Source organism: Gardnerella sp. DNF01159 (assembly GCF_049244215.1).
In the GTDB taxonomy this organism is placed as follows: domain Bacteria; phylum Actinomycetota; class Actinomycetes; order Actinomycetales; family Bifidobacteriaceae; genus Bifidobacterium; species Bifidobacterium swidsinskii.
On sequence record NZ_CP058387.1, the window covers coordinates 184,183 to 204,071 of the forward strand.

Sequence of the window (19,889 nt, forward strand, 5' to 3'; positions counted from 1 at the left end):
CTTAATTTTCAAGGATTTTTTAATATTTTTTGCGCGATGCACTATTGTTGTATACAATATCCAAGTACGGAAATAAAACTGTGAGGTGTGAGGTTTATGCGACTTCTTGTTGGCATCAAGAAGATCATATATGGAGGAACAATTAAGCATGACTAAGTCACGCACTACTGTACCATCAAACGATAGTACAAAGGATCCTCGCAACGGCGCGAAAGATTCCGAGAAAAGCACTAAATCCTTAAAAGGTACTAAGGATGCTATATTGCGAGCTGCCTCGTTTACTAAGGCTCCTCAGGTGTCAAAAAAAACGACAACACGCGAAGAGCGCAAAGTAATAGCTCAGCAGCAAGCGCAAGAGGTAAAAGAAGCAGAAAAGCTTGTTGCTAGTGCAGTACGAGGTCCGTTAGGTAGATGGTGGGCAAAATTGCAAACCAGTTCCGATCGTTTTACATTGGGAATGGCAATTGTTGCTCTTGGCGTTGTCTATGGCGATATTGGTACTTCTCCGCTTTATACTGCGCAAACATTTTTAGCAGGTCAAGGCGGCTTACAAAACATAAATCGCGCGACTATCTACGGAATGCTTTCGCTACTGTTCTGGTCAATCACATTAATTACAACCGTAAAATACGTATTTGTTGCAATGAGAACAGACAACAAAGGCGAAGGCGGCATTTTTGCTTTATATTCGCTTCTACGTAAAAAAGGCGCGTGGCTTGCAATACCGGCAATGATTGGTGGAGCCGCGTTTTTGGCAGATTCTGTGCTGACTCCTGCAGTTTCCATCTCTTCAGCAGTTGAAGGTTTGCGCACTATTGCAGTGTTTAAGCCAATATTCTTAGAAAATGAGAATTTGTCGATGATGATTACGGTTATTATAATCGTCATACTTTTCTCTGTACAGCAACGCGGAACCGAGCGAATTGGCAAAGTATTTGGCATTGTTGTGATGCTTTGGTTTGCTTTCCTTGCGCTGGTTGGTGTCATGAACATTGGCCAAGATTGGACTATTTTTGAAGCACTTAACCCGATTTATGGCATAAAATTCCTGTTTAGCACGCATAATGTGCAGGGATTAGCGGTTATGGGTGTGATCTTCCTTTCTACTACCGGTGCTGAAGCGTTATATTCTGATATGGGTCATGTTGGTAGAGGCAATGTGTACGCAACCTGGCCGTTTATTAAAATTGCTTTGCTGCTGAATTACTTTGGGCAAGGCGCTTGGATGTTGAAAAATCAAAACGATAAAGCATTATGGTCAATAGAAGGTTTGAACCCGTTCTTCCAAATGCTTGAACCGAATGTGCGATATGTTGCCGTTATTCTTTCGGTTACTGCTGGCATTATTGCTTCTCAAGCGCTGATTACAGGCGCATACACAATGGTTTCTGAGGCAACAAGCCTAAATTGGATGCCACATTTGCAAGTGCGATATCCTGCTAGAACTCGTGGACAGCTGTATATTCCAGTTGTGAATGTTGTGCTGTGTGTTGCCACTATTACGGTTCTTGCAGTATTCCGCGATTCTGAACATATCTCTGGCGCATACGGTTTAGCTTTAACTCTAACTATGCTTGCTACGACTATTTTGCTTACAGTGCACATGTGGTATCAGAAGAAGCGATTTGGTGCCTTCATATTTGCAATCGTATTCCTCATGATTGAGATGATGTTCTTTGTGGCTTCCATGGCGAAATTCATGCACGGTGGCTGGTTTACTATGCTGCTCGGTGTTTCAATTTTGATCATTATGGTCACTTGGAAAGATGGAACTAAAATTGAGCGTTCGCAACGTTTGCACATGAAACCGAAAGATTTCCTACCTGTGCTAGATAAGTTGCACGGAGATTTCCGTATTCCGTATTTCGCTGACAATATTGTGTATTTGACTTCCGATTGTGAAATGAAGCGTCTCGATACTGGAATCTTCTTCTCTATTTTTGCCGACCATCCGAAGCGTGCTAGAGCTTGGTGGGCTGTTTCTGTAGAAACAGATGACGCTCCGTTTACTCGTGAGTATTGTGTAGAGAATTTCGGTACGGACTACTTATTCCGCGTAAAAATTAAACTCGGATTTAAAGTGTCGCCTTCTATACCAGCGTATCTTCACCAAATTATGCATGACTTGTCGCACACGGGCGAACTTCCTCAGCAAAAATCCGTGTATCCGAAGGTTGATGCAGATCCAGATATTGGACCAATTCGATATGTTCTGTTGCACAAAGCGTTGATGCCGGAATCTAATATTTCTGTGCGTGGAGCGTTATCTTTAAAGATGAAATATGCAATTAGACATGTTGCTGGTACGCCTGTTAAATGGTTTGGTTTGGCTCCTTACAATCCGGTTGTTGAAGTGCAGCCGTTGTTTATTTCTACTCGCAGACCTCCGCGTTTGAAGCGTGAAGACTGTTCTCAGCGAGCAGTTCAATCTTTGCAAGGTGCCTCAGCGCTTGAAACTAATATTCACGTTGTGAAAGATATCAGACCTACTGATGCTGAGCAGACTGCTGTTATGAACGCACGAGATATTGCTGCTGCTAATGTGATGTTTGCTAACGAAAAACTTGCCAATACTGGGAAAATTAGCCCAGTTCCAATTAAAGAGACAAAAAAAGTTAGCGTGAAGAAGCCTAATAAAGATGGAGCAAATATCGATGCAGCGAATGTAACGCATGCTGTTGTGCAGGCTGTGGAGGATGCTGCTCGTGCCAATGATGCGAATAGTGTGAAATCTGAAAAGAGTGCAGCAACTGAAAAGAGTGCAAAAAATAATCTTAAGTAAGAATCTTAAGGAAGAGCCTTAAAATGGAAAATGGTGCAGAAAGTATACTTAATTGCAACTCGATAAAACTCGCTGATTTACCTGATTTTGGTGAAGTAGAGAAATTGCATAGTGCAACTGCACCATCTTCTGCTGCTTATGAGCTTATTCACGGTCATTGTGTTGTAATCTCAACAATTGCTTGGCAAATTGCTCATCATTGCAATATGCTTTTGTCCGCTGAAAATCGTGCTGCTCAAATGAGTGAAACTTTGCGTAAGCGTGCTGAAATAGCAAAAAATTGCCTTCAGGAGCTTGTCGGAGATAGTTATGCAATATTACCTGCGCTTAGTGGTGGCTTAGCTCCAAAACAGTATATTGATGAATACGCAGCTTTAATAGGTGGATTGTTGCACGATATTGGCACGTATTTTGTGCTTGAAAGTGATGGCAGTAGCAACGCTGGTGGCATATTACGCTTTGATGGACCGAATTATATTTTGCATGGTTTGCGTGGATATAAATATTTAATTGATAATGGTTTTAGTGAGGATGCTGCGCAATTTGCGCGCAATCATACTGGAGTTGGCTTAACTCGAGAGCAAGTTATTGCGCAAAATTTGTCTCTTCCTGCTGAAGACTATATTCCGCAAACAGTTGAGCAAGAAATTGTTATGGTTGCGGATAAATATAACAGCAAATCGATACCTCCTCGTTTTTTGACAGTCGATTCTTATCGTCGCAAGGCTGCGCGATTTGGTGAAGACAACGCTAATCGTTGGATGCAATTGGTTGCGAAATATGGTGAGCCAGATATTGCAGGTCTGGCAGAAATCTTTAATATGCGTGTTGATGCGTGAGCGTTATTGATTTTTTGCGTATTTTTATCCTATTTTGTGTATTTTTTAAGAAATCTATTATTTTTTAAAAAGTTTTTATAGATTCAATATCAGATAGCATGCTTTTTTGGTGTTTTTTCGTGGTTTTCGACACGCCGGTGTTTTGGCTTGTTTTCAATGGTTTTGGGGTGTTTGTTTTTGGTGGGTTTGCGTTTTAGCGTGGGTTGGTGTAAGTTTATCTCTTGCTGCTCAGCGCGGCTGGTTCTCCTCGGTTGAGGTTGATGGGCCGGCTGGTGTGGTGGTGGTTTGAGAACTCAAGAGCGTGTCTGTACTACTTATTAGTTAATTATTGCCAGTTCATTGCCTGCCTTGCAGATTGCAGGGTGCCTGAGAGATGGTTAAATGGTGGTGAGGTTTTTGTTGGGATGTTCTTTCCTTAAAGAATGTCTCGTCTTTTTCTTTTTAATATTGGAGCCTTTTGTTGGCTCTTCATTGAAGTTTTTCGTGGAGGGTTCGATTCTGGCTCAGGATGAACGCTGGCGGCGTGCTTAACACATGCAAGTCGAACGGGATCTGACCAGCTTGCTGGTTGGTGAGAGTGGCGAACGGGTGAGTAATGCGTGACCAACCTGCCCCATGCTCCAGAATAGCTCTTGGAAACGGGTGGTAATGCTGGATGCTCCAACTTGACGCATGTCTTGTTGGGAAAGTGTTTAGTGGCATGGGATGGGGTCGCGTCCTATCAGCTTGTAGGCGGGGTAATGGCCCACCTAGGCTTCGACGGGTAGCCGGCCTGAGAGGGCGGACGGCCACATTGGGACTGAGATACGGCCCAGACTCCTACGGGAGGCAGCAGTGGGGAATATTGCGCAATGGGGGAAACCCTGACGCAGCGACGCCGCGTGCGGGATGAAGGCCTTCGGGTTGTAAACCGCTTTTGATTGGGAGCAAGCTTTCGGGTGAGTGTACCTTTCGAATAAGCGCCGGCTAACTACGTGCCAGCAGCCGCGGTAATACGTAGGGCGCAAGCGTTATCCGGAATTATTGGGCGTAAAGAGCTTGTAGGCGGTTCGTCGCGTCTGGTGTGAAAGCCCATCGCTTAACGGTGGGTCTGCGCCGGGTACGGGCGGGCTAGAGTGCAGTAGGGGAGACTGGAATTCCCGGTGTAACGGTGGAATGTGTAGATATCGGGAAGAACACCAATGGCGAAGGCAGGTCTCTGGGCTGTTACTGACGCTGAGAAGCGAAAGCGTGGGGAGCGAACAGGATTAGATACCCTGGTAGTCCACGCCGTAAACGGTGGACGCTGGATGTGGGGCCCATTCCACGGGTTCCGTGTCGGAGCTAACGCGTTAAGCGTCCCGCCTGGGGAGTACGGCCGCAAGGCTAAAACTCAAAGAAATTGACGGGGGCCCGCACAAGCGGCGGAGCATGCGGATTAATTCGATGCAACGCGAAGAACCTTACCTGGGCTTGACATGTGCCTGTCGACTGCAGAGATGTGGTTTCCCTTCGGGGCAGGTTCACAGGTGGTGCATGGTCGTCGTCAGCTCGTGTCGTGAGATGTTGGGTTAAGTCCCGCAACGAGCGCAACCCTCGCCCTGTGTTGCCAGCGGGTTATGCCGGGAACTCACGGGGGACCGCCGGGGTTAACTCGGAGGAAGGTGGGGATGACGTCAGATCATCATGCCCCTTACGTCCAGGGCTTCACGCATGCTACAATGGCCGGTACAACGGGATGCGACATGGTGACATGGAGCGGATCCCTTAAAACCGGTCTCAGTTCGGATCGTAGTCTGCAACTCGACTACGTGAAGGCGGAGTCGCTAGTAATCGCGAATCAGCAACGTCGCGGTGAATGCGTTCCCGGGCCTTGTACACACCGCCCGTCAAGTCATGAAAGTGGGCAGCACCCGAAGCCGGTGGCCTAACCCTTTTGGGATGGAGCCGTCTAAGGTGAGGCTCGTGATTGGGACTAAGTCGTAACAAGGTAGCCGTACCGGAAGGTGCGGCTGGATCACCTCCTTTCTACGGAGTTTTTGTGCACGCTCGGTTTGAGTGTGGTTACTGGTGTGGAAAACAATAGTTGACGTTTTTTTGATGAGTTTGTTGGGCATGCTTTTGGGTTCCCGGATTGCCACCCCCCTTTGTTTGGGGTTGCGGTCCTTGACTCACAGGATTTCAGGTTGATGCTTTTTGAGTGTTTGGCTTGGGTTTTGTGGTGTTGTGGTGGTTTGAGAACTGGATAGTGGACGCGAGTAAAATGCGAAACTTTTTTGTTTCGATTTTTTTGCTTTTATCAATTTCAACCGGCTCCTTTTGTTGGAGTCGCTTGATCGTTTTGTGATCGTTTAGTGTGATGATTTTTTGTCTAGAGAATTTTGCTGATGGGTTCTTACTTTAGTGTTTGTCACTGGTAAGGGCGTATGGTGGATGCCTTGGTAGACAGGACCGATGAAGGACGTGACGGGCTGCGATATGCCTCGGGGAGCTGCCGAGTGGGCTTTGATCCGAGGATTTCCGAATGGGGAGACCCGGCCACTGTTATGAGTGGTCACCACAGTTTTTGTGGGGGGTACGCAGGGAAGTGAAACATCTCAGTACCTGCAGGAAAGGATACTCCGTGAGTAGTGGCGAGCGAAAGCGGATCAGGCTAAACCGGGTGCGTGTGATAGCCGTCAGGTGTTGCGCATTCGGGGTCGTGGGATGGACTGTTCAGCCTCTGACGGGGTTGAGGAGAGTGATAAAATGTCGTGCTAGGTGAATGGGATTGAATTCCCAGCCGTAGAGGGTGATGGCCCCGTAGCTTGTCGTGCGATGTCTCTTTATGTTTATTCCCAAGTAGCGCGGGACTCGTGGAATCCCGCGTGAATCTGCCCAGACCGTTGGGTAAGCCTAAGTATTCCTGTCTGACCGATAGTGTACTAGTACCGTGAGGGAAAGGTGAAAAGCACCCCGGGAGGGGAGTGAAATAGTTCCTGAAACCGTGCGCTTACAATCCGTCGGAGCCTTCTTTGTGGGGTGACGGCGTGCCTATCGAAAAATGAGTCTGCGAGTCAGTGGTATGTGGCGAGGCTAACCCGGGTGGGGGAGCCGTAGCGAAAGCGAGTTTTAAAAGGCGTTTGAGTCGCATGTCCTGGACCCGAAGCGGGATGATCTAGCCCTGAGCAGGTTGAAGCGCGGGTAAGACCGTGTGGAGGACCGAACCCACCTAGGTTGAAAACTGGGGGGATGACTTGGGGTTAGGGGTGAAAGGCCAATCAAATTCCGTGATAGCTGGTTCTCTCCGAAATGCATTTAGGTGCAGCGTCGTGTTATTGCTTACAGGGGGTAGAGCTACTGGATGCTTGCGGGCCCATACCGGGTACCAATAGCAGCCAAACTCCGAATACCTGTTAGGTTTATCACGGCAGTGAGTCGGCGGGGGATAAGCTCCGTCGTCAAAAGGGAAACAGCCCTGATCGTCGTCTAAGGTCCCGAAGCGCGTGCTAAGTGGGAAAGGATGTGGAGTCGCATAGACAGCCAGGAGGTTGGCTCAGAAGCAGCCATCCTTGAAAGAGTGCGTAACAGCTCACTGGTCTAGTGGTTCCGCGCCGACAATGTAGCGGGGCTTAAGCACGCCACCGAAGACGCGGCTGCATGATTTGTTTCATGCGGGGTAGGAGAGCGTCCTGTATGGGGTGAAGCGGCAGTGTGAACTTGTCGTGGACTTTACAGGAGTGAGAATGCAGACATGAGTAGCGAGAGACGGGTGTGAATCCCGTCCGCTGAATGACTAAGGGTTCCGGGGCCACGTTCGTCGTCCCCGGGTGAGTCGAGTCCTAAGGCGAGGCCGACAGGCGTAGTCGAATGGATGAACGGGTTGATATTCCCGTACCGGTGTTACACCGTTCGAACTGAATCTGAGAGTACTAACCTTCATTTGCTGGTTGATTGCCTTTCGGGGTTGTTGGCTGGTTTGTGTTGGGACTGTATCGGTAGTAGGTTAGCGTGGGAGTGACGCGGGTAGGTAGCCGGCTGCGGAGGTGGTTTTCCGTGGCTAAGCGTGTGGGCTGTCTCCTAGGTAAATCCGGGGGATGTTAAAGCTGAGGCGTGATGGGTAGGCTGTAAGGCTGATTCCGGTGATCCTGCTTGCCAAGAAAAGCTTCAACGTGAGGTGTGATTCCGCTCGTACCCTAAACCGACACTGGTGGTCTGGTAGAGTATACCGAAGCGATCGGGCGAATCCTGGCCAAGGAACTCGGCAAATTACTCCCGTGCCTTCGGCATAAGGGAGACCCCTGATGGTGATATGGTTTTACACTGTTGAGCTGTTGGGGGTGGCACAAGCTAGGGGGTAGCGACTGTTTACCAAAAACACAGGAGCGTGCGAAGGCGTAAGCCGCTGTATACGCTCTGACGCCTGCCCGGTGCCGGAAGGTTAAGAGAATCCGTTAGCTTCGGTGAAGCGGTGAATTTAAGCCCCGGTAAACGGCGGTGGTAACTATAACCATCCTAAGGTAGCGAAATTCCTTGTCGGGTAAGTTCCGACCTGCACGAATGGCGTAACGACTTCCCCACTGTCTCGGCCAGGAGCCCGGCGAAATTGCAGTACGAGTAAAGATGCTCGTTAAGCGCAGAAGGACGAAAAGACCCCGGGACCTTTACTATACCTTGGTATTGTCGTTAGGTGTGGATCGTGTAGCATAGGCGGGAGGCTGTGAAGCGTGGGCGCTAGCTTGCGTGGAGTCGACAGGTGAAATACCGCTCTTTCCATATCTGGCGTCTAACCTCGACACGTTATCCGTGTCAGGGACAGTGCCTGGCGGGTAGTTTAACTGGGGCGGTTGCCTCCTAAAGAGTAACGGAGGCGCTCAATGGTCCGCTCAGCCCGGTTGGCAATCGGGTGTTGAGTGTAATCGCACAAGCGGGCTTGACTGTGAGACTGACGGGTCGAGCAGGGACGAAAGTCGGAGATAGTGATCCGGTGCCGGCGTACGGACGTGGCATCGCTCAACGGATAAAAGGTACCCCGGGGATAACAGGCTGATCATTCCCAAGAGTCCATATCGACGGGATGGTTTGGCACCTCGATGTCGGCTCGTCGCATCCTGGGGCTGGAGCAGGTCCCAAGGGTTCGGCTGTTCGCCGATTAAAGCGGCACGCGAGCTGGGTTCAGAACGTCGTGAGACAGTTTGGTCTCTATCCTCTGCGCTCGTTGGAATGTTGAGGAGACCTGCCCATAGTACGAGAGGACCTGGGTGGACGAACCTCTGGTATGCCGGTCGTCACGCCAGTGGCGCTGCCGGTTAGCTACGTTCGGAAGGGATAACCGCTGAAAGCATCTAAGCGGGAAGCCTGCTCCAAGATAAGCATTCCTTGCACTTTAGTGTGTGAGCCCCCATGTAGAACACGTGGTTGATAGGCTAGATGTGGAAGCCCTGTAAGGGGTGGAGCTGACTAGTACTAACGGGCGATGGTGACATTCTTCCTCACTTTTGTGAGTGGGGAGGGTGAGTTCCTCATGAGTATTATTCTTCTAGCGTTAATGAGTACTGAATGTTTTGCTTAACGATCAGTTGGTAAGAGAGTTTTTATTCGCGTTCATGTCCGGTTCCCAAACCGCCACGTGTTGCCACTCAATGGTTTTGAGTGTATAATCTAGTTTTGCGGTGGTCATGGCTCAGGTGAGACGCCCGGTCCCATTCCGAACCCGGAAGCTAAGGCCTGACACGGCGAGGGTACTGCACTCGATAGGGTGTGGGAGACTAGCACGCTGCCGCATTATTTTTCTAGCGGGGAGTTTTCACTCCCCGCTTTTTTATTTTCGTATACTGTTATTTATTTTCTATTATCTGTAATTCTCCATTCGTGAGAACGTCCTCTCACGAATGGAGCAAATAATCAGGTTAAACCCTCCAAACGTGAGAGAGTGTTCTCGCAAATGGAGCGTAGAGCGAGGGTTAACCCTCCAAACACGAGGAAAAAACTTACGGCAAATGTAGTTAAAAACAGACAACAGAGACACGCGCGCAGAAACTGTACTGCACCAGTAACGAAAAATTCCCGGCAAACGTTTTGTAGCATCATTTGCCGCAAGGTAGTGATTAAATGATGATAGTCGGTGCAGAAGCAAGTGAGCTTTGAGTATTCTTTGAATATTGAGGTATTGCGCCGATCGCAATTGGGCCAGCAATTGAGTTGATAATTGGGCTATCAATTGAAATAAAATCAAGCAATTAAGAATGCGGAATATTGTAACTAAAGCGATTATGCTATTGCAGTAGAGCTATTTGCAATAATGCTGTTAGCAGTAATGCTATTTGCGATTATTCTGTAAATTTCATACAAGGAGTAGGTATGAATAAAGCCCTTATTAACATTGATTATACGAATGATTTTGTGGCAAGCGATGGCTCTCTTACTGTGGGCGAGCCTGCGCAAAAGCTCGAGAAGCGTATTACTGAGATTTCGCAGGAATTTCTTGACGCCGGTGAGTTCGTGGTTTTTGCGATTGATACGCACCATTTGAACGATCCGTATCATCCTGAAACTAAGCTTTTCCCACCTCACAATATCGCAGGAACTCACGGTCAGAAGCTGTACGGCGCGCTTGGTGATTTTTACGAGGAAAATAAAGATAAAAGCAATGTGTATTACATTCATAAAACTCGCTACTCTTCGTTTAATGGCACGGATTTGCTGATTAAGCTTCGCGAACGTCACATTGAAGAGCTGCATTTGGTGGGAGTTTGCACGGATATTTGCGTGCTTCACACTGCTGTCGATGCGTATAATCTTGGATTCAAGATTGTGGTTCACAAGGATGCCGTTGCAAGCTTTGATCCTGCAGGTCACGAATGGGCTTTGCGCCACTTTAAGACTTGCCTTAATGCGGATATTGTAGAAGGCTGAGAATTTTAGCTAAAAATATTTAAATAAGTATTCAATAGTTATTGAGAATAATAGACGCTGGTTGCTTTAAGCTGCCAGCGTTTTTATGTATTCGGAGTGTCGACTTGCTATTAATGAGAATCATTATTATTATTAATAGACGTTGTTAAAAAATCTTCCATAATTATTTGCGAAAAGAAGAGCGCATATAACGATAAGAAGATGAAGTGTAGAGAGCGAAATAGTAATTATGACTCAGGTCATTAGGAATATTGTGAAACGTGCTTTTGCAATGGCAAGTGTTGCAATACTTGCCATTGCCGTGCTCGCATCAGGATTTAGTGCAGCTTTACCGGCAGTTGCATTAGAAAATGGTAATCCTGCTGAAAAATACGATCCTACAAAAAAGGAAGTGCTAAGTCACGGCCATACAGACGTGTTTTACCCAATTCAATACAATGGTAAATTCATTATGGCCGTCGAAAAAGACGCTGCTACTTTCTTAAAGCCTGAAAACACTACTTTGCGCGTAGCTAAAAGCACGTACACTACAAAATCGCAACTTCCTGCTCTCGCTACTGAATACTACTATCTCGATAGTTCCGGAAATCAAAAAGGGAACCCTCTTTTTCCGGGTTGGGACACAGGTTATGCTGCATCTTTAGTTGGCGCATCTCACGCAGATGATGCAACAGCAGATATTGCAATTCAGCAAGTTACTGGACCAATGAACGGGCGCATTCTGCTTTGGACTACCGATGGCATTGGAAAAAATTCGAAGAAATTATCATTTGAAGAGAATGATTTAGACGACGAACCTGATACTGATGGCAGTCGATTTATGCTACCTGGCGTAATTCACCAACATACTGCTGGCCACGTGCATGCAAACTGGGGATTTACGCAGCCTGGCGTTTACAAGCTAAAAGTAGCAGCAACTATTACAAATAAGAACACTAAGAAGCAGATCACAACCGAACCTGCAGAATACACTTTTGAAGTAGAAGATACATATTCAGGCGAAGTACCTGCTTCTGGCATTACGGAAACGCTTGATTTGCACCGTCGCGGTGATTTTATTAATCCTGACGATGATGAAGAAGCGCACGAAGCTTCCAAAGATCATAAAGACACAGATAAAGACGATGGCGGCGATATGCGCATCGGCAATATTCGTGATTCCGGGCCTCATCCGCATTATCATTCATACGAAGGTTATGGTGGTTTAGACTTAAAAGTAGTTAACAAACCAAAGGGTGCTCGTATTGAGTGGAGATATGTGCGTGCTGACGAAGGTCCTGACGCGTATGGAACCACTCTTTTTGCTGAGAGATTGCAGCTTCCAGCTGAGCCTGCAATGAACAAGATGAAAGTGTATGCTCACGCAACTGAAGGTGAAACGCAAGTTGGCAAAGATACTGCGTCTGCAACCATCGCCGTTGAAGATCACGGTGCCGACGGACATCCTGTAGTAAAAGCAATTGCTCCTTATAAGCGTTTCAAACCAGGGGATACTTTACACGCGAAAACAGTATTGCTTAACCCTCATGTTGCAACCGACGGTGTTACCGGTGCGCCAATTGACGATCCGACAAGTCCAGTAACTTCCATAGTCAAAGATTATGTTTGGTTGATAAAAAAGGAAGGAGAAAGCGAATTTAAGCGCATTCCTGGTGCCGTGAACAGCAAGTTGGAGCTAAAACTTGATGCGTCAATGCAAGGTGCAACGATTCGTCCTTCCTTAGTTTTAAAGAACGGTGAACTTTACCGTAATAAAATGTTTGATGAGTTTTGCGATTATGTTATTGAGATGAAAGGTGTTCCTCACTCTCATAACCATGATGGCGATGATGATCAAAGTGGTTCTGATTCTGAAGATGATGAGAACTCTCACGGGAAAAAGCACCATGAGAAGCGTCGTAATAAGCGCAAAAATAAGACTAAGCATTTTGTTGGTGGAAAGAACTTTTTGAAAGGTGTATTCGGCGGCACTGCAAATTCGGGACTATTTGGATCTAGTTCTAATGGTGGATTCCAATTCGAATCTAATTTCTTTAAGAAATCCAACAGAAAATTCAAGCGCACAAAGAAGAATCGCAATAAGACTAACCGCACTAATCGTAAGAATAATTCTAAAAATAATACGCAAAGTGGTGCTAGTTCTGGTTCTAGTTCTTTTACAAGAACAGAAAATTCAAGCGGAACATCGTTACATAATTCATCGCGACGAACTTCTGGCGGAACTCATACTAAGAACAAGAGCTCTAAGAAAAGTGGACAGACTATTCGTAATTTCGTAAGAACAGATAATAATTCTGGCAATAAGTCTAAAAATAGTTCTGTCAATAACTCTGATTTTGTTAAGAATACTGAACGTCATGCTTTGCAAGGTGCAAGGCAATACAACGAAGAATCTGATGAAGCGTATGAAGATGATTCAGATGATACAAAAGGTGATGGTTCCTCGACTAAGTGGGTTGCGGTTGCAGCTTCAGGTGCGAGCGTCGGCTTATGCACAATAACTGGCGCATGCGGAGCATTGATACGTTCTAAATTGAAATTGTTGTAAATAATATTCGTATTATTACTAGAAAGTTTAAATAATGAATTACAAACAAAATGAAACATTGCAAGTAAAACGAAAGCATGTATATTCTACTGCGTTGCTTGCGCTCATATTTTCTTTAGTAACTTTGGTTGCATCTTTATGCGCACCAAATCCAATGCAGGAAACTGCTTATGCTAATGAAGGCAATCAGCCAGTTATGATTCAAGCAGGTCATGCTGATTTTGGACCAACGCTAATCGACGGCAAATGGAAATTGAAGATTCGCGATGATACTGGTGACGAACCAGTGTGGCGAGACCCAGAAAATGTGGTATTTAAATTAGGTGGCAATTCAATAATTCCTATGCCTGATGATGCTGCCTACAGTTTTATTGGCGAAAAGCCTGGAACCAAGCTTTACGTAATTCCACAAACTCAAAATCCTGATGTGCCGTGGCTTGGTTGGAATACGCAGGAAGGTGGCGTGCTTAACGAGCTCGATCGCGGTGCAAACCTTTCTCTTGAAGGAGTAAGCGGCCCGGGTAAACTGCATGTTTACTTAGAAAATGGCAACAACAATCCACAGCAACTTTGGGATAGTACTAAAGGATATCCGCAAAACAGCTGGATTGAAGCCAACGCTCATACTCACGTGAATTGGGTGTTTTCTAAGCCTGGAATTTATCATGTAAAGCTTACTTTTTCAGGAAAGCTTAAAAATGGACGCGCAGTAAGCGATACGCGTGTTCTTAATTTTGCGGTTGGAGATAATACCGATCCTAATGCTGCTTTAGGTGCGAGTGCTGCTGGAGCAAGTGGCAACGAGGGCGACGAAGAGGGTCAAGATGAAGAAGATAACGATGAATCCGAAAAAGATGAAGCTAATCATCATCACGAACTCCTTCACAACAAGCATAAGCATTCTCACAAAGTATCTGAAAAAAGTGACGATACAGCTTTAGTTCTTCAAATCGTAGGTATTTTTGTGGCTATTATTGCCGTAATTATTGTGATTTTTGTACTAATAGCTGTAGTTAAAAGCAAGAAAGCACGAAATCTTGCGCTTGCTAAGCAAGTTTCTGCACAAGCTAATCAACAGTATGCAAATAATGCAAATTCTGTGAATAATGCAAATGGTGAAAGTGCTTTGTCGGATCTAGTGAGTGATCAAGAAACGACAGTAATGTCACCAATTAATAATTCTCAATATTCTCAATCAGACAATGTGCAATCTGATGGCACTCAGTGGAAATAATGGTGTGACGAAAATGGTTCGTAATAGTATAAAGAAATTATCTCGCGCTTTGTTGGTGGGCGTGTGCTTGTGTGGCATGATGATGGGAACTCCCACGGCTTTTGCTGACAATGGCAGTGACGCAACTGTTGTAAGCGGAAAGAAATCTTCTAAAGATTTTGACGCAATAAAGCAAGCCAATTTTAAAGCGTGTGCAGCTGCTCGCTTAGATAAAACTGCTTCACAACCTGCGGCTGATAGTAAAGTTGCAATGTGCCATGCGTATAAAGGTCATACTGACGTTTTTGCAACTTTCTTTGATACTACAAATAACCGCATGGTATTAGGTACCTTGGGTGATGCGTTTGAAAATGAAGATCATAATGGCACTCGTTACGATACGAATCGGCTTATTTTTGAAGTCGGCTCTAAAAATATCATGCAGTTTTCCAAAGATGAGAACGATCCGATAATAAAAGAAATCTACGCAACAACTCGCGAAGGTGTAGTCTGGTTCTTTGATCAATCTGGAGCTGGAAATACTGGTGCATTATGGCCTGGTTTAGATACTAGACCGTTATATGAGGGAGCTGGTTCTACAAAAGTTAATCCAACAGTCAAACTGTCATTAACTGGTATCGAAGCCCCCCACAACGGCGAAGTTTTTATGTACAGTCGCAGCGGTGACGATTATGAGAAAATGCTCGGCTCTGCTGAAAACTGGCCGAAAGATGTTGACATTACTGAGACTGGTGGCAAGCATTCGCACATGTATTGGTCTTTTAACCGTCCTGGTGTGTATAAGTTAAAAATGAAGGCTACTGCTACCGTTGGTGACGAGGAGCAAAGTTCTGAGCAGACTTATACATTCCATGTAACTAATCATGATGTAACAGCTGGCGATTTTGCTGATTATGATGGCGCATCTTTTGATGGTGATGAAGATGGTGAAGACGACGAAGAAGATTCAGATGATGATGACGATTCTCAAAGTGAGGATCACAGCATTAATGTGCAACAAAGTAACGGATCTTTCTTCATTAACGGTAACAACAACACTGTGTATGTGACTCCATGGCCTGGAGCAAAAATGCAACAACAAGGACTTTTTGGAAGTAATAATGGTGGTCTTATTCATGGGGAACATAACGCTAAAAGCGGAAAGCAAGTTTCTCAAAGTCAGCAATCTGCTGTGACAAAGTTCAAAGACATCAAGGGCGACAAGCTTGTTATAGACCACGGTCACGTTGATATTGCTGTATATACTGGCGATTCAAATAAAGTTGATATGGCTGTGCAAGAAGATGTGACAGGAAGCCACGTCTTTAGAGACCCGGATACAGTTGTATTCGCAGTTGGTGATGCTGGTAAAACTAACGGCGTGTATCGTATACCGCAAACACAAATTGATGGTGTGCCATGGATGGGTTGGAATAATCAGTCTATGAATCCGCATAAGCCAACTCAATTGAGCCTAACAGGAGTTGAAGGTCCTGGAAACGTACGCGTTTGGATGTTTGGCGGTTTGGGCGGTGGAGATCAAGAGATTTTCTCCACTCAAGGAGCAACAGATTATACGATACCTGCAAATACGCATGCTCATGCGAATTGGGATTTCGACGAACCGGGATATTACACATTGCAATTCCAAGCTTCCGACGGAAATTCTACAGTAACTCGCAATATTCATGTTGCTGTTGGTGTAGATCCACAAGAAACACCAATGGGGTATGCTGACGGCGGCGAAAGTACTGGAAAAAAGGATGGTTCTTCTACACCTCAGAATCCAGCAAAACCTACTAATTTGCCTCGTTTAGGCGGAAATAATGGCGGTCATGGAAACGGTGCCGTTGGTGGCGGAAATCCTTTTGTTGGTCGTGGTTTAGGATTGAACAATTCACACTCTGGAAAACAATTGCCAAGAAAAGCTAAAAAGCATAAAGGTCTTGTTTCAAAAATTAGTAACAAGAGACTCGCTAAAAGTTTGTACCGACAGAAATTGAACGATAATGACGATGTTGCGAAGTCTGAAGCAAAAGGTGTAACAGGATTATTTAAGCGAAATCCTTTACTTGCTTATTCGCTTCTTGCTGGTGGAATTATTGCTGTGCTTGGCGTTTTGGGTGCAGGAATTTGGTATCTGTACAAGCGCGGACTTATTAACTTCAACTGGCTGTTGCGCTATTAGTAGTAGGAGTGTGTAAGGGTGATTCGTAAGCCCAAAAAAGTAAAGCAAACTTTGTTTTCTTCGATTGGTGCAATTGCAGTCGTCGCGCTTATTTTGCCGCTTTCTGCTTGTGGTAGTGTTAACGGGAATCGTGCAGGACATCGCGATGGTCGCATTAATGTAGTTACAACTACAGGCGTTTTGCGTGATATGGTGGCGAATGTAGCAGGGGATGCTGCAAATGTGAGTTCAATCGTGCCTGATAATGCAGATCCGCACTCTTACGAGCCGCGATTGCGTTCAATTCGAGACGTTGTGTATGCGGATGTGGCTTTTAGTAATTACATGATGCTTGAGGAGCATGGTGTTATTACTGCTTTAGACGCAAATTTGCGAAAAGGCGTGCCAAATGTGCAACTTGCTGAAGAAAGCGTGAAACATGCGGCGGATATTATTCCAATGGTCGAAGATGTGTCGTTGGACACTATTTGGCTTGGTCTTGCTACAGAACGCCAAACTTCGCAGACGGTTGAGGAAGCTAAAGATGCTAAAGAGCAACAAAAATCTCAAGAGAAACCTGATAAGTCGCAGTCTTCTCAGGTTTCTCAATCTTCGCAATCAAACGCGCCTTCCACTGTAACGAAAGAAGGACGCGCTACTGTAATAAAGCCAAAAGCATACAACATGAAGCGTTCGGACAGGATCCGCTTAACTGCAACTAAAGTAACTGGTCCTGGTTCGCTTTTCGCTTACCTTACTGGCACTTTTGGAAGTGTAGAAACTTACGTTAATTCAGCAAACGGAATTAACGATGAAGATCATGTAGATTTGCCTGCGGACGCGCACACGCATTTAAGTTGGGCTTTTAGTAAGCCAGGAGAATACACTCTCGACTTTCATGCAGATATGCTCAATGCTCAAAACGAAAGAGTTGCAAGTTTAGGAAACGCAACTATGCGTTTTGCTGTTGGCATTAACGCGCAGAAATTAGCGAAAAAGCGTGGAGCTAGCGTAGTTTTGAATCAAGGCCATGCAGATTTGGCTTACGATTTAGCTAAACGCGGATTTTTGTACAGAGTTGACACTTTGCAAGAAAAGCGGTCGGTTGCGCCAAAGCGCGTGTATTATGAGCCGCGAGATGTAGTAGTAGAAGTGCCGACTAATGCTTTAAAAGAAATTCCAGCTGAACAAGGCTATAGATTCCTTGGATTTGCGCGGCAGAAAATTTATCAACTTCCTCAAGCTGTTCTTGGAAAACATGTTCATGGAGATATTGATCCGCATTTATGGCAGTCAGTGAAAAACGGAATTGCTTATGTGCGCACAATAGCTGACCGCTTGTGCGAAGTCGATCCTAAAAATGCTCGCAAATATCGCGCAAATGCGGATCGATATATTAATAAACTTCTCGACGTAGACGCTTATATGCGTAAAAAAGTTGCGTCAATTCCAAAAGAGCGTCGCAACTTGGTTACAACGCATGACGCTTTTGCATACTTAGGTAAAGCTTATGGCGTAAATATTGCGGGATTTGTAACAATCAATCCTTCAAGCGAACCGAGCGTGCAAGATAGGCGCAGACTTTCGCAAATTTTACGCGACTTGGAAATCCCTGCAGTGTTTTTGGAGCCGAATTTGATTTCTCGCTCGTCTGTGCTTAAAGAGCTTGCGTCTGAAGCACATGTGAAAGTTTGTCCAATTTATGGTGACGCTTTCGACGCGAATGTGCGAACTTACGCGGATATGATGCGAGCTAACGCGGATTCTTTAGCGAAATGTTTGAAGTGAAAGTGTTAAAGGTAATAAATATGGGAGAAAATGCAGTAATTTGCGCACAAAATTTGAATATTTCGTACGGGAATCGCGCTGTTGTAAAAGATGTTTCTTTTACCATTAATAGTGGCGAATTCGTGGGATTACTTGGCGCAAACGGTGCCGGTAAAACAACGCTATTTCGTGCAATTATGGGTTTGATTCCGCATACTGGAAAACTCGAAGTGCGTGCTCCTCATATGGAAGGTGCGAAACTTAATTCTCGCGTATCTTACGTTGGATACGTGCCTCAACGTCACGATATTGCGTGGGATTTCCCACTTTCTGTTTTAGATGTAGTGATGATGGGTAGGATTCGTCATATTGGTTACGTTCGTCGCGCTAAAAAAGAAGATTACGAGATCGCATTAAACTCGCTTGAACGCACAGGAATGGCTGATTTCCAAGATCGCACGATTGGTGAACTTTCTGGAGGTCAGCGGCAACGCGTTCTTGTTGCGCGAGCATTGGCTGGAGAGCCGCGTTTACTTTTGCTAGACGAACCGTTTACTGGACTTGATATGCCTACTCAGGAGCTGCTTACCGATTTGTTCTTAAAATTGTCTGCTTCTGGTGAAGCAATTCTCATGAGCTCGCACGATATTATTGGTTCAATTAACTCATGCTCGAGAATAATGCTATTTGATGGCACTATTGTGGGCGACGATGAGCCGCAACATTTGCAAACAGAACAGTGGGTACGAACCTTCCACGTAGCTCCGCAAAATCCGCTTATTAAAGCAGTTGAGCGCGTAATTGGTAAGGAAAGTGTGGTGAAAGAGTAATGTTATCTCCAATAGAATTTATACAAGATTTAACAAATCCAGACCTTTGGTTTTTGCTAAAAGCACTTATTGTAGCGTGCCTTTCTAGCGTAATTTGCGGTGTAGTTGGATGCTACGTAGTACTTAGAGGAATGGCGTTTATTGGAGATGCTGTAGCTCACTCAGTATTCCCAGGACTTGCTATAGCCTTCGTATTGCAAGGAAATCTGCTATTTGGAGGAGCACTCGCAGGAGTTGCAACTGCGCTAATCGTATCTATTTTTAGCCAAAATCGCAGGCTTCGCGAAGACTCATTTATTGGCGTATTTTTCGTATCTGCTTTCGCTCTTGGAATTGTGATTATTTCTAAAGCATCTGGCTACGCCGGCTCTTTGGAATCCTTCTTGTTTGGCTCGATTACAGGTATTCCTGATTCAGATATTGCTGTTGTTGCTTTTACTGGTTTGATTATTTTGGCTATATTATGCATGTTCCACAAAGAGCTTGTGTGCGTATCGATGGATCGAGAAACTTCGCGCGCAATGGGATTGCCAGTTGCATGGTTAGATGGAATGTTGTACGTGTTAGTGGCTATCGCTGTAGTTGTTTCCGTGCAAATTATTGGAAACGTGCTTGTGCTTGCTCTGCTTGTGACTCCTGCTGCAACTGCGCGACTGCTTACGGATAGGCTGCCAAGAATGATGATTTTAGCTCCTGTTATTGGGTGCGTTTCTTCGATTGTTGGAATGTATATTTCGTGGAGCTTTGATACAGCAACAGGCGGAACAATTGTGCTCGTAGCAACCGCTTTATTCGTGCTCGCTTGGGTGTGCTCTCCTAAACATGGGTTGATTGCAAAAGTGGGTCGTAGCGTAGGTTTATAGCGTGCGG

Annotated in this window: 10 protein-coding genes and 3 rRNA genes; all 13 read left to right on the forward strand. The window is 45.5% G+C overall.

Features of this window, described 5'->3' with window-relative positions; genetic code table 11:
* Positions 1-148: 148 nt before the first annotated feature.
* The 13 genes from HXT39_RS00735 to HXT39_RS00795 all read left to right on the forward strand — a co-directional run bounded on the left by HXT39_RS00735 (position 149) and on the right by HXT39_RS00795 (position 19,882).
* A complete protein-coding gene (locus tag HXT39_RS00735; protein WP_033888418.1) occupies positions 149-2,782 on the forward strand; it encodes a KUP/HAK/KT family potassium transporter in 2,634 nt (877 codons plus the stop codon).
* A gap of 23 nt (positions 2,783-2,805) precedes the next feature.
* Positions 2,806-3,621: an HD domain-containing protein gene (locus HXT39_RS00740; RefSeq protein ID WP_004107986.1), complete on the forward strand. Its 816-nt coding sequence runs from the start codon at positions 2,806-2,808 to the stop codon at positions 3,619-3,621.
* Positions 3,622-3,763: 142 nt separating this feature from the next.
* Positions 3,764-3,910 carry a hypothetical protein gene (locus HXT39_RS00745; protein WP_162720529.1) on the forward strand — a complete coding sequence of 49 codons (147 nt, stop codon included), beginning with the start codon at positions 3,764-3,766 and terminating at the stop codon, positions 3,908-3,910.
* Between the two features lie 191 nt (positions 3,911-4,101).
* Positions 4,102-5,628 (forward strand): 16S ribosomal RNA (locus tag HXT39_RS00750).
* 378 nt (positions 5,629-6,006) lie between these two features.
* Positions 6,007-9,068: ribosomal RNA gene (locus tag HXT39_RS00755) — 23S ribosomal RNA — on the forward strand.
* 179 nt (positions 9,069-9,247) lie between these two features.
* Positions 9,248-9,364 (forward strand): 5S ribosomal RNA (rrf, locus tag HXT39_RS00760).
* The 16S, 23S and 5S rRNA genes sit together here, the layout of an rRNA operon.
* A 575-nt stretch (positions 9,365-9,939) precedes the next feature.
* Positions 9,940-10,494 carry a cysteine hydrolase family protein gene (locus HXT39_RS00765; protein WP_103013884.1) on the forward strand — a complete coding sequence of 185 codons (555 nt, stop codon included), beginning with the start codon at positions 9,940-9,942 and terminating at the stop codon, positions 10,492-10,494.
* 229 nt (positions 10,495-10,723) lie between these two features.
* Positions 10,724-13,042 (forward strand): choice-of-anchor M domain-containing protein, encoded by a 2,319-nt coding sequence (locus HXT39_RS00770; protein ID WP_103013885.1) that lies wholly within the window; start codon positions 10,724-10,726, stop codon positions 13,040-13,042.
* A gap of 34 nt (positions 13,043-13,076) precedes the next feature.
* Positions 13,077-14,276: a choice-of-anchor M domain-containing protein gene (locus HXT39_RS00775; RefSeq protein ID WP_103013886.1), complete on the forward strand. Its 1,200-nt coding sequence runs from the start codon at positions 13,077-13,079 to the stop codon at positions 14,274-14,276.
* A gap of 13 nt (positions 14,277-14,289) precedes the next feature.
* Positions 14,290-16,443 carry a choice-of-anchor M domain-containing protein gene (locus HXT39_RS00780; RefSeq protein ID WP_199172882.1) on the forward strand — a complete coding sequence of 718 codons (2,154 nt, stop codon included), beginning with the start codon at positions 14,290-14,292 and terminating at the stop codon, positions 16,441-16,443.
* Between the two features lie 18 nt (positions 16,444-16,461).
* Positions 16,462-18,210: an anchored repeat ABC transporter, substrate-binding protein gene (locus HXT39_RS00785; RefSeq protein WP_103013888.1), complete on the forward strand. Its 1,749-nt coding sequence runs from the start codon at positions 16,462-16,464 to the stop codon at positions 18,208-18,210.
* 20 nt (positions 18,211-18,230) lie between these two features.
* Positions 18,231-19,019 (forward strand): anchored repeat-type ABC transporter ATP-binding subunit, encoded by a 789-nt coding sequence (locus tag HXT39_RS00790; RefSeq protein ID WP_199172879.1) that lies wholly within the window; start codon positions 18,231-18,233, stop codon positions 19,017-19,019.
* Positions 19,019-19,882, forward strand: coding sequence for an anchored repeat-type ABC transporter permease subunit (locus HXT39_RS00795; protein WP_004109107.1), 864 nt, complete (start codon positions 19,019-19,021; stop codon positions 19,880-19,882). The genes HXT39_RS00790 and HXT39_RS00795 overlap by 1 nt, the downstream gene beginning before the upstream one ends.
* Positions 19,883-19,889: the final 7 nt, after the last annotated feature.